The sequence below is a fragment of the Streptomyces diacarni genome (assembly GCF_003323715.1).
GTDB classification, from domain to species: domain Bacteria; phylum Actinomycetota; class Actinomycetes; order Streptomycetales; family Streptomycetaceae; genus Streptomyces; species Streptomyces diacarni.
Window position 1 is genome coordinate 75,417 of the sequence record NZ_QOIN01000066.1, and the last position, 14,688, is coordinate 90,104.

General features: G+C 70.7%; 15 protein-coding genes and 1 pseudogene. 10 read left to right on the forward strand and 6 right to left on the reverse strand.

Annotated elements, in window-relative coordinates; translation table 11 throughout:
• Positions 1 to 25: 25 nt before the first annotated feature.
• Positions 26 to 1,003: an allantoinase PuuE gene (gene puuE, locus DTL70_RS29945; protein WP_114025138.1), complete on the reverse strand. Its 978-nt coding sequence runs from the start codon at positions 1,001 to 1,003 to the stop codon at positions 26 to 28.
• Between the two features lie 211 nt (positions 1,004 to 1,214).
• Here puuE and DTL70_RS29950 point away from each other — a divergent pair, with 211 nt between their 5' ends.
• The 7 genes from DTL70_RS29950 to DTL70_RS29980 all read left to right on the forward strand — a co-directional run bounded on the left by DTL70_RS29950 (position 1,215) and on the right by DTL70_RS29980 (position 7,564).
• Positions 1,215 to 1,976 (forward strand): FCD domain-containing protein, encoded by a 762-nt coding sequence (locus DTL70_RS29950; RefSeq protein ID WP_114025279.1) that lies wholly within the window; start codon positions 1,215 to 1,217, stop codon positions 1,974 to 1,976.
• A gap of 107 nt (positions 1,977 to 2,083) precedes the next feature.
• Entirely contained in the window at positions 2,084 to 3,274 is a 1,191-nt protein-coding gene (locus DTL70_RS29955; protein WP_114025139.1) for a sialidase family protein, read from the forward strand.
• A gap of 86 nt (positions 3,275 to 3,360) precedes the next feature.
• Entirely contained in the window at positions 3,361 to 3,993 is a 633-nt protein-coding gene (locus DTL70_RS29960; RefSeq protein WP_114025140.1) for a hypothetical protein, read from the forward strand.
• Positions 3,994 to 4,023: 30 nt separating this feature from the next.
• Entirely contained in the window at positions 4,024 to 4,821 is a 798-nt protein-coding gene (locus tag DTL70_RS29965; RefSeq protein WP_114025141.1) for an energy-coupling factor transporter transmembrane component T family protein, read from the forward strand.
• Between the two features lie 3 nt (positions 4,822 to 4,824).
• Positions 4,825 to 5,691, forward strand: a complete 867-nt coding sequence (locus DTL70_RS29970) for an energy-coupling factor ABC transporter ATP-binding protein (RefSeq protein WP_114025142.1) — start codon at positions 4,825 to 4,827, stop codon at positions 5,689 to 5,691.
• Positions 5,688 to 6,569 carry an energy-coupling factor ABC transporter ATP-binding protein gene (locus DTL70_RS29975; RefSeq protein ID WP_114025143.1) on the forward strand — a complete coding sequence of 294 codons (882 nt, stop codon included), beginning with the start codon at positions 5,688 to 5,690 and terminating at the stop codon, positions 6,567 to 6,569. Before DTL70_RS29970 ends, DTL70_RS29975 begins: the two co-directional genes overlap by 4 nt.
• 2 nt (positions 6,570 to 6,571) lie before the next feature.
• Complete coding sequence (locus tag DTL70_RS29980) at positions 6,572 to 7,564, forward strand: NAD-dependent epimerase/dehydratase family protein (RefSeq protein ID WP_114025144.1); 993 nt, start codon at positions 6,572 to 6,574, stop codon at positions 7,562 to 7,564.
• A gap of 10 nt (positions 7,565 to 7,574) precedes the next feature.
• Here DTL70_RS29980 and DTL70_RS29985 read toward each other — a convergent pair whose 3' ends face one another.
• Both DTL70_RS29985 and DTL70_RS29990 read right to left on the reverse strand, forming a co-directional pair.
• Positions 7,575 to 7,916, reverse strand: a complete 342-nt coding sequence (locus DTL70_RS29985; protein WP_114025145.1) for a winged helix-turn-helix domain-containing protein — start codon at positions 7,914 to 7,916, stop codon at positions 7,575 to 7,577.
• Positions 7,903 to 8,427 (reverse strand): hypothetical protein, encoded by a 525-nt coding sequence (locus DTL70_RS29990; protein ID WP_114025146.1) that lies wholly within the window; start codon positions 8,425 to 8,427, stop codon positions 7,903 to 7,905. Before DTL70_RS29990 ends, DTL70_RS29985 begins: the two co-directional genes overlap by 14 nt.
• Before the next feature lie 405 nt (positions 8,428 to 8,832).
• On the opposite strand from DTL70_RS29990, the pseudogene DTL70_RS35215 reads away from it, so the two are divergent.
• Positions 8,833 to 8,883, forward strand: a pseudogene (locus DTL70_RS35215) (hypothetical protein); the annotation flags it as partial.
• Positions 8,884 to 8,990: 107 nt separating this feature from the next.
• Here the strand turns inward: DTL70_RS35215 and DTL70_RS30000 are convergent.
• A complete protein-coding gene (locus DTL70_RS30000; RefSeq protein WP_181861146.1) occupies positions 8,991 to 9,611 on the reverse strand; it encodes a hypothetical protein in 621 nt (206 codons plus the stop codon).
• A 204-nt stretch (positions 9,612 to 9,815) separates the two neighbouring features.
• Here DTL70_RS30000 and DTL70_RS30005 point away from each other — a divergent pair, with 204 nt between their 5' ends.
• A complete protein-coding gene (locus DTL70_RS30005; RefSeq protein WP_245980069.1) occupies positions 9,816 to 11,318 on the forward strand; it encodes a PucR family transcriptional regulator in 1,503 nt (500 codons plus the stop codon).
• A gap of 87 nt (positions 11,319 to 11,405) precedes the next feature.
• On the opposite strand, the gene DTL70_RS30010 is transcribed toward DTL70_RS30005, so the two are convergent.
• A complete protein-coding gene (locus DTL70_RS30010) occupies positions 11,406 to 12,566 on the reverse strand; it encodes a CaiB/BaiF CoA transferase family protein (RefSeq protein WP_114025149.1) in 1,161 nt (386 codons plus the stop codon).
• A 211-nt stretch (positions 12,567 to 12,777) separates the two neighbouring features.
• On the opposite strand from DTL70_RS30010, the gene DTL70_RS30015 reads away from it, so the two are divergent.
• Positions 12,778 to 13,944, forward strand: coding sequence for an acyl-CoA dehydrogenase family protein (locus DTL70_RS30015; protein WP_114025150.1), 1,167 nt, complete (start codon positions 12,778 to 12,780; stop codon positions 13,942 to 13,944).
• Positions 13,945 to 14,077: 133 nt separating this feature from the next.
• Here the strand turns inward: DTL70_RS30015 and DTL70_RS30020 are convergent, their stop codons facing one another.
• Complete coding sequence (locus DTL70_RS30020) at positions 14,078 to 14,671, reverse strand: RNA 2'-phosphotransferase (RefSeq protein WP_114025151.1); 594 nt, start codon at positions 14,669 to 14,671, stop codon at positions 14,078 to 14,080.
• Positions 14,672 to 14,688 lie beyond the last annotated feature (17 nt).

Genomic DNA, 14,688 nt, shown 5'->3' on the forward strand with positions numbered 1-14,688 from the left:
CCGACGGGTACGGATGTGGTGACCGTCAGGGCCGGTCCTTCGCGCGGTCGTCCTCCGCCAGCGGATCCGCGGACTGCGGCAGCCACCGGGAGGCGGGGTGGACGGTGCGCCAGTGGCGGGCGATGTCCACACGGCGTGTGACCCACACGTCCGGGTGCTGAGCCACGAGATCCAGGAACCGCCGCAGGTCGGCGGCGCGGCCCGGCCGTCCGCTGACCCTCAGGTGCAGACCGACACTCATCATGCGGGGGCGCTCCGCGCCTTCTTCCAAGAGGAGTTCGAGGGCGCGTGTGAGGTACGCGGAGAAGGACTCGGACTGGAAGCCGTAGGTGTTGACGTACCGGCCGTCGTTGTTGTCGAGGGTGTAGGGGACGACGAGTTGCGCCGTGCCGTCGACGTCGACCCAGTACGGCAGGTCGTCGCTGAAGGAGTCCGAGTCGTAGAGGAAACCTCCGTGCTCGACGACCAGGCGGCGGGTGTTCTCGCTGTTGCGCCCCGTGTACCAGCCGAGGGGCGGCCGGCCGCACACCTCGGTGTGGAGGCGCACGGCCTGCTCGATGTGCTCGCGTTCGACCTCGGGGGCGAGTTGCGCGTAGTTGATCCACCGCAGCGAGTGTGAGGCGATCTCCCACTCGGAGGCCTGTGCGGCCGCCACGAGTGGCGGGTTGCGGCGCAACGACTCCGTGATGCCGAAGACCGTCACAGGCAGGCCGCGTTCTTCGAACAGCCGGTGCAGCCGCCAGAAGCCCGCGCGGGTGCCGTACTCGTACTGGGACTCGACGTTGAGGTTGCGGCGGCCCCGCAGCGCGGTGGTCGGCTCCTCGGTGAGGAACGCCTCCGAGGCCTCGTCGCCGTGCAGGACGTTGTTCTCGCCGCCCTCCTCGACGTTGAGGACGAACTGCACGGCCACCTTCGCTCCGCCGGGCCACTGCGCGTGGGGGAGCCGCCCGCCGTAGCCGGCCATGTCACGGGGGTAGTCACTGGGTGAGGAGACGCGTGTCATCGCAATTCCTTGCCTCGGTCACGAATGGGCGTGCCGCCGCGCGAACAAGCGCGATATCCTCTTCCTGACAAGCCCTGGTCACTTTTGACTAACCATGCTCGGCGTGGGGTGCCGAGTCAAGTGCCCGCTTCTGCGGACCTGTGGCACGCGGCGGGTGAGGATGGACCGGCCGGCGAACGAGGCGTCCGGCGGCACGAGTGAGAGGACGACGATGCACGACCGCGAAGGAGCCATGCTCGCGCTCCTGCAACTGATGTCGGGGTCGAGCGATCCGCTGGGCACGCGCAACGCCCAGCGGGAGTTGGCGCGCCGCGGCAGGGAGCTCAGCGAGTCGTCCGTTTCCCGGCTGCTGCGGGAGATGGACGCCCGGGGCTGGACCGAGCCCGTGGGCACCAAGGGGCGGACGCTGGCCGTCGAGGGGAGGCGCCGTGCGGCCGAGGCGGTACTGACCCACCGCGCGAAGGACTCGTTGCACAACGCGGTGCGCGACACCAAGGACCTGCTCGACCTGCTCAGGGCGCGTCTCGCCGTGGAGAGCGCGGTCGCGGGCGACGCCGCGAGGGCGCCCCGGGAGGGGCAGTTGGAGCGGTTGCGGGGGCTGTGCGTCCAGCACGCCCGCGTCGTCGGCAGCGCCCCGATGATCGAGCAGCCGGGGCTGCAGTTCCACCGGGCCGTCGTCGAGATGTCGACGAACAAGATCCTCGGAGTCGCCGCCGAGATGATGCTCGCGCCGCAGCTGGACCGGGTTGAGGCGGTGCTGGACACGGTGTTGGCCACCCGGCGCGACGAGGAGAAGGTCGTGGCCGAGCACCAGGCGGTCGCCGACCGGATCGCCGGGCGGGACCCGGTCGGTGCCGAGGAGGCCATGCGGGCGCACTTCGAGGCGATGATCGCCGCGGTGGAGACCTCGATCGTCGGCGGGAACGAGGTGCTCGTCCAGCGACTGCTGGAGTGGGTGCCTGTGAACGACTGACATGTGAGCAGCGTTCGTCACTATTGACAGACGGCGATGCCTCCTCAACACTGTCGTGCACCGTCGCACGTACCGATGGCGCAGCACCACCGATGACAGGAGCAGGCATGCCGCAGGCAGGCACCATGTCCCCCGCACGAATCCACTCACGCCCCACCGGTGCCCGCTACCAGGACGCACACCGCAAGTGGCAGGGCATCCCCTCCATCGAGCGGACCCGAGGCGGCCGGCTGTACGTCAACTGGTACTCGGGGAAGGAGACGGAGACCGGCGGGAACTTCGTCGTCGTCACGACCAGCGACGACGACGGGACCAGCTGGGACGGCCCCCGTTTCGTCGTCGAGCACGACGACCCCGAGGTGCGGGTGTACGACCCCTGCCTCTGGCGCGACCCCCACGACCGGCTGTGGATGACGTGGAACCAGAGCCGCGACTTCTTCGACGGACGGATCGGCGTCTGGGTCGCCACCAGCGACAACCCGGACGACGAGGAGCCCGTCTGGAGCGCTCCGCGCCGGATCGCCAACGGCATCATGATGAACAAGCCCACCGTGCTCTCCGACGGCACCTGGCTGTTGCCCGCGGCCATCTGGGCCTGCCACACGCCCACCGAAGAGCACCAGCTCCAGGCGGAGCGGTTCTCCAACGCGTACGTCTCGACCGACGAGGGGGAGACGATCTCCTACCTCGGCGGTGCGGACGTACCGAACCGCAGCTTCGACGAGCACATGATCGTCGAGAGGCGCGACGGCAGGCTGTGGATGCTCGTCCGGTGCTTCGACGGCGTGGGGGAGAGCTTCTCCGACGACGGCGGCAGGACATGGTCACCCGGCCGCAGGAGCCACATCGACGGCCCCTGTTCCCGCTTCCACATCCGGCGGCTGCCCTCGGGCCGCCTGCTCATGATCAACCACGCGGACTTCGGCGACCGGCGGTCCCGCGAGGAGATCGAACTGCAGGGCAACGTCAAGGAGTGGAAGGGCCGCACCAACCTCACCGCGTTCCTCAGCGACGACGACGGTGACACCTGGCCGCACAGGCTCCCCCTCGACGACCGCGAGGACATCTCCTACCCCGACGCGGCCGTCGGCCCCGACGGCCGTATCCATGTCGTATACGACCACGACCGCTTCGGCGACCGGGGCGTCTACCTCGCCCGGTTCACCGAGGAGGACATCCTGGCCGGCCGGATGGACAGCGCGGACTCCGCTGCCCGCCTGCTCGTCAACCGCGCCCTCGCACTGCCCGAGCCCGGTGGCGACGCCCCGGCACGGGTCGGTACGGCCGCCGCCGGCTGACCGGCCTCCACGGCGGCCGCTCCGGCCACCTCGCAGGGCGCCCGCGTCGACGCCCGCGCCCGCACCCACCAGTGAAGGAAAGACGCATGGCTATGGCGACACCCGTGTCGGCGAAGCGCTGGACGACGCTTCCCAACTGGAGATTCCGGTTGCTGCCCCGGGACACCCGCACGATCATCACGTGCGTGTTCCTCGGGCTGACCATGGCGGTGGTCCTCCAGATCACCGAGCGCCTCGACCTGGCTCTCACCGGCGGCAGCGTTCCGCTCGTCTCCGCGATCGTCGTCTGCGCGATCTGGGTGCCCTCCGCGGCGTTCTACGGCCTCACCGGGGCGCTGATCACCGCGTGGATCAACCCGATCATCTCCAACCTCACCGCCTCCCAGCCGATGGCCCCCTTCCTCTTCCTCACCAACGCCGCGCACACGATTCCCGTCGCGCTGCTGGTGTGGCTGATGAAGACCCGCGGCAAGGGCCTCAAGCTGTGGCAACTCGTCCTCATCGGGCAGATCGCCGGCCTGGGCGACGCGCTGATGTTCGGCGTGGGCAACCGCCTCATCCTGCATCTGCCCTGGGACTTCATCGCAGGCCAGATCCTGGTCGTCCAGCCGTGCTATCTCGCAGGATCCTTCATCACCTACGGGATCATGCGCCGGCTGGTCAACACCGGGCTGGTCCAGAAGGAACGCGATGCCCAAGCGGTCGCCGACGCGATCTGACCGGCTCGCACGAACCAGGAGAAGCCCGCAATGAGCGGAACGATGCTCTACCAGCCAGGAAAGACGGTCCTGCACCGCGCCGACGCGCGCGCGAAGATCGTCGCCATCCTCGTCGTCCTCGCCCTCGCGCTGACGACGACCCGCGTTGACGTGCTCGTCGCGCTGACCGCGGTCGTGGTGCTCGGCCTCGCCGTGCTCGCACGGATCACCCCGGCCTCGTACGCCAAAGCCCTGCTCCTCATCATCCCGCTCGTGCTCCTCCTCACTCTCCTGCAGGCCCTGGTCCAGGGTGGCCCGGCGATCGCCACGCTCGCGGGGGTCCCGCTGTCCCGGTCGGGCGTCCTGCTCGGACTGGGCATCGGAATGCGGCTGTTCGCCATGGGGATCTGCTTCTACGGGTTCTCGGTGACCACCAGCCCGTCCGACATCGCGCTCGCCCTCCACAAGGTCGGCGTGCCCTACAAGTTCGCCTACCTGACCAGCTTCGCCTTCCGGTTCCTGCCCCTGCTGCAGGACGAGGCGAAGACCCTGCTGACCGCCATGGCGGTACGCGGATCTGCCGAGAGCAGTTCGCGTCACCCGCTCCGCCGCGGACGCGCCATCGTCCGCATGCTGTTCCCCATGCTGGCCGGCTCGATGAAACGCAGCAGCGAGATCGCCCTGTCCATGGAGCTGCGCGGCTACAGCCTGCCGGGGCCGCGGACGTTCTACCGGTCGGCCACCTTCAGGGGCAGCGACGCGGCGCTGGTCGCCGGCGTCCTCGTTCTGGCCGCGGCGCTGCTGGCCATGCAGTGGCAGCTGCCCGCACCGTTCACCGAAGGGGCATGAGCAATGAGCACACCGGCCCTGGCCGTCTCCGGCCTGTCCGTCCGCTACGAGGGCGCCGAGCGGCGTGCGCTCGACGAGGTGGCCTTCGAGGTCGCACCCGGACAGATCGTGGGTATCCTCGGCCCGACCGGCGCGGGGAAGTCCACCCTTCTGCAGTGCCTCTCCGGCGTCATTCCCCGGCACGAGGACGGCGCCGCCATGCGTGGCGACATCGCACTCTTCTCACGCCCGCTGACCGACTTCGCGGGCCTGTCCGACATCACGGAGACCATCGGCCTCGTCCTGCAGGACCCGGAGGTGCAGCTGGTCAACACCGTGGTGCGGGAAGAGCTGGTCTGGGGCATGGAGAACCGGGGTGTCCCGGTACCGGAGATCGAACGCCGCCTGAGCCGGGCCGCCGAACTCTTCGGCATCGGCGACCTCCTCGACAGGTTCACGCACGCGCTCTCCGGCGGGGAGAAGCAACGCGTCGTCGTCGCCTCGGTCTTCTGCCTCAGCCCGCGGATCATGCTGCTCGACGAACCCACCTCGGAGCTCGACCCCGCCGGCACCGAAGGTGTCATGAACGCCATTCGCGTACTCGCCGACGAGGGTGTCACCGTCCTCGTCGTCGAGCACAAGGTCGAGGAGCTCGCCGTGTACGCCGACCGCCTCATCGCCATGCGTCAGGGCAGGATCGAGGCGACAGGCACCCCACGCGAGGTTCTCATGGGCACCGCCGCCCCCGACCGGCCCCAGGTACTGGACATCGCGCTGCGGCTGAGGGAACTGGGGCACTGGGAATCCGAGCTTCCCCTGTCCGTCCCCGCGGCCGTAACCGCCTGGGAAGCGATGACGAACACCCCGCACAGCGACAGGAACCGCACATGAGCCACCCGGACCCCGTCATCGAGGTCGTCGACGTCGAGCACACCTACAAAGGCGACACCAAGGCCCTGGCGGGAGTGGACCTGACCATCGGCCGCGGCGAGTTCGTCGCCATCATCGGCAAGAACGGCTCGGGCAAGACCACTTTGGCCAAACACTTCAACGGCCTGCTCCGGCCGACCAACTCCGGCGGCGCCGTCCGCCTGCACACGGGGGAGGGCAAGACCATCGACACGCGCGGCTCGCGACTGCACCACCTCGCCGCCACCGTCGGATACGTCTTCCAGAACCCCGACCGGCAGATCTTCCACGACACCTGCCGCGAAGAACTCGAGTACGGCCCGCGCAACCTCGGCGCCGATCCCGCCACGCTCGCACACCAGGTGTCCGAAACCCTGGAGCTGGTCGGGCTGGAGGGGCGCGCGGAAGCCAACCCGATCCACCTCTCACGGGGCGAACGCCAACGCCTGGCCATCGCTTCGACCCTGGTCATGGGGTGTGACGTCGCCGTCGTCGACGAACCCACCACGGGCCAGGACCGGGCCGAGTCACGCAAGATCCTCGACTCGCTCGCCCACCACCACGCCCAGGGCCGCACGGTCGTCATCATCTCCCACGACATGGCGCTGGTCGCCGAGTACGCCACCCGCGTCATCGCGATGCGCCGGGGGCACGTCCTCGCCGACGGGACACCGGCTCAGGTCTTCTCCCAACGCGAGGTGCTCCAGGAGACCAACATCCGGCCACCGCAGGCCGCCGTACTCGCAGCCGAGATCGGTCTGCCCGGCGCCCTCACCGTCGACCAGGCGGTCCGCTCCATGCGCGACGCCCTGCTGCCCACGTCCCGCACCCCTGTCTCCCCGATCGGCGAGGTCGAGTGAACATGCGCTATCTGGTCACCGGAGCCCGGGGCTTCGTCATGAGCGTCCTGGTCAGGGAACTGCTCACCGCCGAACCCGACGCCTTCGTCACCGCACTGGACCTGCACGAGCCCGACGAGGTCCTCACCCGGCACCTCGGCGAACACGGGGAACGCGTGCGCTACCTGCGCACCGACGTCACCGACAGCGGGGCGGTGACGGACGCGGTCGCGGCCGGCGCGCCCGACGTGATCGTCCACGGTGCCACGGTCACGCACGACGCGCTGACCGAGCGCCGCGACCCCGCGCGCTTCGTCCGCGTGAACGTCACGGGTATGACGCACGTCCTCGACGCCGCGCGGCGCGCCGGCAGCGTGCGGCGCGTGCTCCTCGTCAGCAGTGGTGCCGTCTACGGGAGCTCCCCGCAGCGGCTGCTCACCGAGGAGACGCCGCCCGCACCCGACGAGATGTACGGCGTCACCAAGGTGACCGGCGAGCTCGTCGCGCAACGGTTCAGCGAGCTGTACGGGCTCCAGGTGCCCATCGCACGCCTGACCAAGATGTTCGGTCCCATGGAGCGGCCGAGCAGTGGCCGCGCGGTCATGTCCCTGCCGTATCACCTCGCGGCGGCAGCGGTACGCGGACGGGAGGTCGGACTGACGGAACGGACGCTCCAGGCGGGTGGCGACTGGCTCAGCGCGACCGACGCCGCCCGGGCCCTGAGCCGGCTCGCCGGGGGAGAGAGCGAAGGCAGCCGGACGTACAACATCTCCAGCGGCGTCCGCACCACCGTCACCGACCTCCTGGCGCACTTCGGCGTCGAGGCCCGCACGGTCCCCGCCGAACAGGCCGACGCCGACATGGACCCGGCCGCCGAGAACGGCAAGAACGGTGTGTACGCGGCCGACCGCGCCTGGGACGAGTTGTCGTGGAAACCCGCCGACCTCGCGCAGCAGGCCGGCGAGTACCTCGCGTGGGCGAGGCAGCATCCCGACATCTTCGCCGACGGCCGGTGACGGCTGCCCCTCAGCCGTGCGAGGGCCTCTCGTCCGTCGCCCGATAGGTGTCCGCGGCCCGCCGGGAGTCCTCGACAACCCGCTGGAGCGCCCCGAGATGGGCCTCCAGCGCGGCGCGTCCCTCCCCGCTCAGGTTCAGCCAGGTGCGGGGGCGCTTACCGACGTAGCCCTTGTCGATGTCGACGTAGCCCTGGGTGCCGAGCGTGGTGATCTGCTTGGAGAGGGCCGAGGCGGACAGGCCAACCGATTCCCGCACCCAGGCGAACTCGGCCCACTGGACCCCGGACAGCAGTGACACGATCGACAGCCGTGTCGGGTCGAGGAGCAGAGGGTCGAAGTCAGCGGCCGCCATGCGCCCAGCCCAGATCCTTCCCCTCGGTCCTGTCCCGGCGGGCGACGGCGAGCAGTGCCTGCTCGGACCGGCGTCCGAACACGATCACGAAGCCGCCGAGCAGCACGCCTGCGACCGTCCGCCAGTAGGGGAGGGGTATGCCCGGGTGCGGGATGAAGGCGGCCGCGAGGCCGGCCGCCATGACCAGCAGCAGGATCACGCGCGCGATAGTGGCGAACCTCGGTGCGATCTCCTTCCTGCGCAGCCGCGTGGGCCGGCCCAGCAGGGCCGAGCCGCGCCGCGTGTTGAGCATGACCGCGTAGGTCACGGACAGCACCGCGAGGAGGGGGGAGGTCCAGCGCGTCGCCTCGGAGCCGAAGAAGTCCGGCGCCGCGAGGCACGCGAACAGCACGGTCCCGCACACCACCGCGACCCACCGGGATTCCTGTACCGAGGCGAAAACCTGGTCCCTTCGGTGCTCGGCCTCCTGCAGCGCGCGGGCGGCCTCGGCGGGGGTAGGACGGTCTGTCATCGGGAGCCTCCCAAACTTTCCCGGGCGGAATCACTTTCCTACAAGGAAAGTAGTTGCCTCACGGGGAGAGGTCAACCCGAGCGGTGGCGCCCCGCGGCCTCATGAGCCGGGCCTCGCGACCGCGCGCGTGCGCCGCGTGGACGCGACGCCGCGTCCTCGGGCTGGGCGGTGCGTTTGGGCTGGCCACCGCGGTTGGACTGACGCTGTCCGGAGCGATGGCCACCGTCCGGCGCACACCGGCAACCAGCTCAGCAGCGCCGTGCCGCTGCCCGAGCCGTACTCCGTGCCGCAGCCGATTCCGCCCGTCCTCCGACTGGATGGGACCACCGGGGGCGTCGACCGCTATGAGATCACCCGTTTCGACGGCTACCGCGGGCGCGTCACTTCTTCCACTGCCACAACGCGGAACACGAGGACATGGGCATGATGGCCGATCTCGAGGCCATCTGGGGGTGACGTCGGCTTCGCCGCCGGCACGCTGGCGGCCAGCGCACCCCATGAGCAGGCAGGCGGCGAGGGCTCTCACCGCGTCACGCGACGAGAGCCCTCGCCCTGCCCCTCGCCTACGCCTCGCCTCCTGGTGGCCGGTCATCGATCACGATGCGCGTCACCTGCCGCTCGTCCGCGCCGTCATCCACAGACTGACCCGTCTCACGCAGGGCCTCCCCGATCCGTTGGTACGCCAGAGCCGCCATCCGTTGCGTGCCCACCGACGCCCCGGGCTCGCGCCGCACCGCCCACAGCTCGTCCACCGCCGCGAGCAGCGACCGCCCCGACACGTCCACCTCCACCGTGCCGTCCGGCTGCTCGGAGATGTCCGTAGGCAGCCTGAAGTGCTCACCGCGGGACGCCCGCTCCACGACGAAGGCCCACGTGTCCCGATGGCACACCAACTCGGCGCGGGCGACACCCGCAGCCAGGCCCAGCAACTCCTCGCGGTCCTGCTCGCCTGCTTCCTCACCCGGGCCCCGGGTCACCGTGGTCCGATCCTGCCGGGACCGTTCCGCCAGTTCGGCGCGCAGTGCTGCCACCGCGTCGCGTGACTGCTCCACCTCCCGTCGCGTTGTGACCAGGTCAGCATGGGCTTGACCCAGCAAGCCACGCAGCTCCTGGTTCTGCTCCCGCAACTCCGCGAGCCCCGACCCCACCCCTTCCCCGAGCTGAGCGATTGCCTCGCGCAGCATTTTGACGTCTTCCTTCCAACCCATCCGAACCCCCCAGAGGCGACGGCGTATCACCCCGGGAAGCTCCCCCGCCAAAGCAGTCACCACGCGGCGACTTTCGGCCGCGGCAGATCGCTCCCGCCCAGGTCAGCCAGGGCCTACGCCTTACCGCGCGTGTTCCCGAACGGTTCGTCCCGGCACCCGGGTCTGGTGCACAATCGCGAGGTGTCTGTCACCGTTTCCGATCTCCTGGACGAGTCCGCTCTGGGGCTGTGTGCCCTCACCCGTCACTGCCGGGCCGGTGACCGGTCGATCAGTTGGGTCTCGACGACGGAGCTGCCCGATCCGCTCCCGTTCCTGCGCGGCGGTGAGCTCGTCCTGTCCACGGGCATGCTGGAGCGAACGGACGCGGAATGGCGGCGGCTCGTCCATCGGCTCGCCGAACTCCCCGTGGCGGCGCTCTGCTTCGGTACCGGCCTCGTGCACCGCAGTGTGCCCGGTGCCGTGGTCGAGGCCGCGGAGGAAGCGGGGCTCGCGCTGGTCAGCTCACCGGTCGAGGTGCCGTTCGTCCAGATCAGCCACTGGGTGGCCGAGCGGATCTTCGCCGAGCAGTACGACGCGGTACGCGCCGCGGTCACGCTCCAGGACGAGCTCGTGCGCGAGCTGACCTCGGGGCACGGCTTCCGCGGCCTGCTGCGGCGGCTCCACCAGCAGCTGGGGGCGGGGGCGCTCGCCGTCGTCGACCCCGCGGGCCTCGTCCTGTCCCGGTTTCCGGCCTCGTCCGCCTGGCCGGACGCCCCCCAAGGCCGCCAGGTGGACGAGGCGGGAACGGCGGTGCCGGTCAGTGTGGACGACGTGCCGGTGGCGTGGTTGTGCACACAACGGCCCGCCGAGCAGCGCGAGTTGCTATCGTTCGCCACCAGCATCCTCGGCCTGGAGGCCGCCCGCCACCAAGCCGTACTCACCGGCCGGCGGGAGCTGCTGGGGCAGCTGCTCGAAGACGTCGTGCACCGCACCGTGTCCGAGGGCGAGGCCCGCCGTCGCCTGTCGTCGTACGGCATCTCCGCCGAGGCGCAGCACGCGGTCGTGGTGGCGCGGATCGTCGGCGACGCCGGGCGGTTGCGCACTCTGCCGTGGACGCTGCGTCCGCTGCTGGAGCGGGAGGGGGACCGGTTGCCCACCGCCCTGATCGACGACACCGTGACGGTGCTCGTGCCCGAGGGGGCCGACGCCGAGGCGAGCGCCCACACGGTCGCGGGGCACCTGGCGATGGTGGACCCGCACGTGCAGGTCGGCGTGAGTGAGGCGCGCCGCGGTGTGCCGGGGCTGCGGACGGGGTATTTCGAGGCGCGCCAGTGGGCGCGGTCGGGGCCCGGTGTGCACCGGGCTTCCCCGCTGAGCATCACCGGACTCCTGATGGGCAACCTGGAGCTGCCGCTGCAGGATCTCGGCCGGACCGTTCTGGCTCCTCTGCTCCGCTACGACGAGGAGCACCACGCCGAACTGACCGCGACCCTGCGCACGTACCTCGCCCACGACTGCGCGCCCGCCGCCACCGCGAAGGCTCTCACTCTCCACCGCAACAGCCTGCGCTACCGGCTGCGGCTGGTCGAACAGCTCACAGGGCGCGACCTCGGCCGTCTCGCGAACCGCATGGAACTGTGGCTCGCGCTGAGCGCACTGGAGGCCGGGGGAGAGGGAGGCGCGGGCGCGGTTTCCGGGCCGTGAGACGGAGGCCGCACACGATTCCGCCCGCACGCGCGGCAGCCCGGGACGGGTTCTCGCCCTGGACCAGACGCGCGACCGCGCGCGTGTTCACGAAGGCCGCTCTTCGGAGAGCCACTGGCTCATGATCTGCGCCGCGTGTTCGCCGAGACCCGGACTCGAAGGCGCCGTGTCCTCGTCGGGCGCGGTGACCTCACCGAAGCGGACCGGCTGGCGCAGGAAAGGGGTGCGGCCCAGCACGGGATGGTCGAAAGCGCCGATCAGGCCGCGGTCCCGTATCTGTTCGCTGTCCACCGCCTGGGCGAGGTCGCGGATGGCGGCGGCGGGGACGCCCGCGTCCAGCGCCTGCTTAACCGCGTCGTCCGTGGTCAGCGTGGCGGACCAGCTCTCGGTGATCTCCCGTATCTCCCCGATGTGCCGGGCCCTGGCCGTGTCGTCGCTGAACCGCGGGTCCGCGGGCAGCTCGGGTCGTCCCACCAGGTGGGCGAAGCGCGCGAAGCCCGTGTCACTGGCGACGGCGACGGCGACGAGTCCGTCGGCGGTGCGGTAGGTGTCGAAGGGCGCGGAGACGGGGTGCCGGTTGCCGATGCGCCCTGGCAGCCGGCCGGTCGCGGTGAGCAGGCTCATCGCGGTCACCTGCAAGGACACCAGCGAGTCGAGCATGGCGACATCGACGTACCGGCCTCGGCCCGTGCGTTCGCGGTCGAACAGGGCCGCACCGACCGCCCAGGAGGCGAACAGTCCGGCCATGAGGTCCCCGACCGACTCACCCACCCTGGTGGGCGGTCCGTCCGGTGTGCCGGTCGCCGCCATGAGCCCGGACATCGCCTGCACGATCAGGTCGTAGGCGGGGTACTCGCGCATCGGGCCCGTCTGGCCGAAACCGGAGATGCTCGCGTAGACCAGCCGCGGATTGGCGGCGCGCAGCGTGGCGTGGTCGATACCGAGACGCCGGGTGACACCGGGGCGGAAGTTCTCCACCAGGACGTCGGCCCGCTCGGCCAGCCGCAGCAGCGCGGCATGGTCGTCGGCCTTCTTCAGGTCGAGGACGATACTGCGCTTTCCGCGGTTGAGCTGGGCGAAGTACACGCTCTCCCCGTCCCGGAACGGGCCCAGGTGGCGGGCGTCGTCACCGGTTGGTGGCTCGACCTTCACCACGTCGGCGCCCAGGTCGGCCAGCAGCGCTGTGCAGTACGGGCCGGCCAGGACCCGGCTGAGGTCGAGGACACGCAGTCCGGTGAAGACGTTCATCGCGTGGGCCTTTCGGTCCGGGGAGGGGCGGTGGAGGAGCCGCGACGCGGCGGCAGAGGGAACGTACGGACGCGCCCGGCGCTGCGTCGACGTGCGCCTGCACGAAGACGCGGCCGATCCTCGTGCACACGCACATTGGCCCCGACCCCTGTGGTGCGCCCCAATGAGCTGGCACACGCGTTGTCCGCAACCGGCCGCGAAGGAGCCCGCCATGACACAGGACCCTCTCCAGACGTCGACGCCGTACCTGCTGCCCGAGGTGTACGAGGAGTTCCGGGCCGCGGCCCGTACCGTCGCGGAGAAGAAGCTCGGTCCCCGGGCCGCACAGGTCGACGCCCGGGGGGAGTTTCCGCACGACAACCACGAGACACTCGTCGCCGCCGGCCTGCACGCGCCAGGGGTCCCGGAGGAGTACGGGGGTGACGGTGCCGACGCCCTCGCGGCCGCCATCGCCGTGGAGGAGGTCGCCCGGGTGTGTGCGTCCACCTCCACCATCCAGACCTCCAACAAGCTGGGGGTGACACCGTTGCTGCTGGCCGGCACGGAGCAGCAGCGGCGTCGCTACCTCCCCGAAGTGGCCGGGGGCGACGCCCTGATGGCCTACGCGCTCAGCGAGCGGGAGGCGGGCAGCGACATCGCGGCGATGCGCTGCCGCGCGACGATGACCGAGGAGGGCGAGTGGTCTGTGGAGGGCGTCAAGACCTGGATCACCTCAGCCGGGGTCGCCCGCTACCTGATCGTCTTCGCCGTCACCGATCCCGAGGCGGGATCCCGTTCCATCTCGGCGTTCGTCGTCCACGCCGACGACCCGGGCCTGGGCTACGGCGCGCCGGAACGCAAGATGGGTCTCAAGGGCTCGGTCACACGTGAGGTCTACTTCGACGACTGCCGCATCCCCGCCGACCGGCTGCTCGGGCAGCGGGGCAGGGGACTGCACCTGGCACTGGGGACGCTGGACCACACCAGGGTCTCGGTCGGCGCCCAGGCACTCGGAATCGCCCAGGGTGCCCTGGACACCGCCGTGGCCTATGTGCGGGAGCGACGCCAGTTCGGGCAGGCGCTCGCCGACTTCCAGGGCGTGCAGTTCATGCTCGCCGACATGGCGATGCGGGTGGAGTCGGCCCGCCAGATGGTCTACGCGGCCGCGGCCCGCAGCACCGCGCGTGCGCGTGACCTGACGTACTTCGGGGCGGCGGCCAAGTGCCTCGCCTCGGACGTGGCCATGGCGGTGACGACCGACGCGGTGCAACTCCTCGGCGGCTACGGGTACACCAAGGACTTCCCCGCGGAGCGGATGATGCGCGACGCGAAGATCACGCAGATCTACGAGGGCACCAACCAGATCCAGCGGCTCGTCGTCGCCAGAAACCTCGTGTGACCCGCTGCCCGGCGCGGAGCGCCGGACCCGGCGGTCCTGCGTCCTCCGACGGAGGGTGTGCCCGCCGACGATGTGTCCGGAGCCCTCCGCACCGGCGGGCCCTCAGGCGGCGCCGAAGCCGGCCTGGGACCGGTCACGGGTGCCGTCCACAATGCTGGTCGGGGAAGGTGAGGTAGCGCGGCGGAACGGAGCCGGTGAGCCACACGCCGTTCGCGCTGCGCTGGAAGGTGTGACCCCGCTCGTGCATGAGGCCGGCGGCGACCCTCAGCACGACGGCCCTGCCGCGGCGGGCCCCCACGCGGGTCGCGGTCTCCCGGTCGGGCGACAGATGCACCGCGTGCCGGGCCATCGGGCGCAGTCCCTCGTCGCGGATGGCGGCGAGGAACCGCGGGGTGGTTCCGTGGAACAGCGCGGGAGGGGGTGCCGACTCGGGCAGGCCCAACTCCACAGCGACCGTGTGCCCCTGGTTCGCGCGGATGCGCATGCCGTCGGCGGAGAACGCGTAGCGTTGCTTGTCGTTGTCGGCGACCGTGGCTTCCAACTCGGCCCGTGTGAGGGGGAAACCGTGCGCGGCGGCCGCGGCGAGGAGTTCGTCGGTGCGGGCCCATCCGCCCGCGTCCAGCACGAGCCCGATCCGCTGGGGGTCGTGGCGCAGGTGGCGGGCCAGATATTTCGAGACCCGTATGTGGCGCGCGTCGCGCGGTCTGTCTTGCGGATTGTTCTTCATGGGCCTCCAGAATGCGG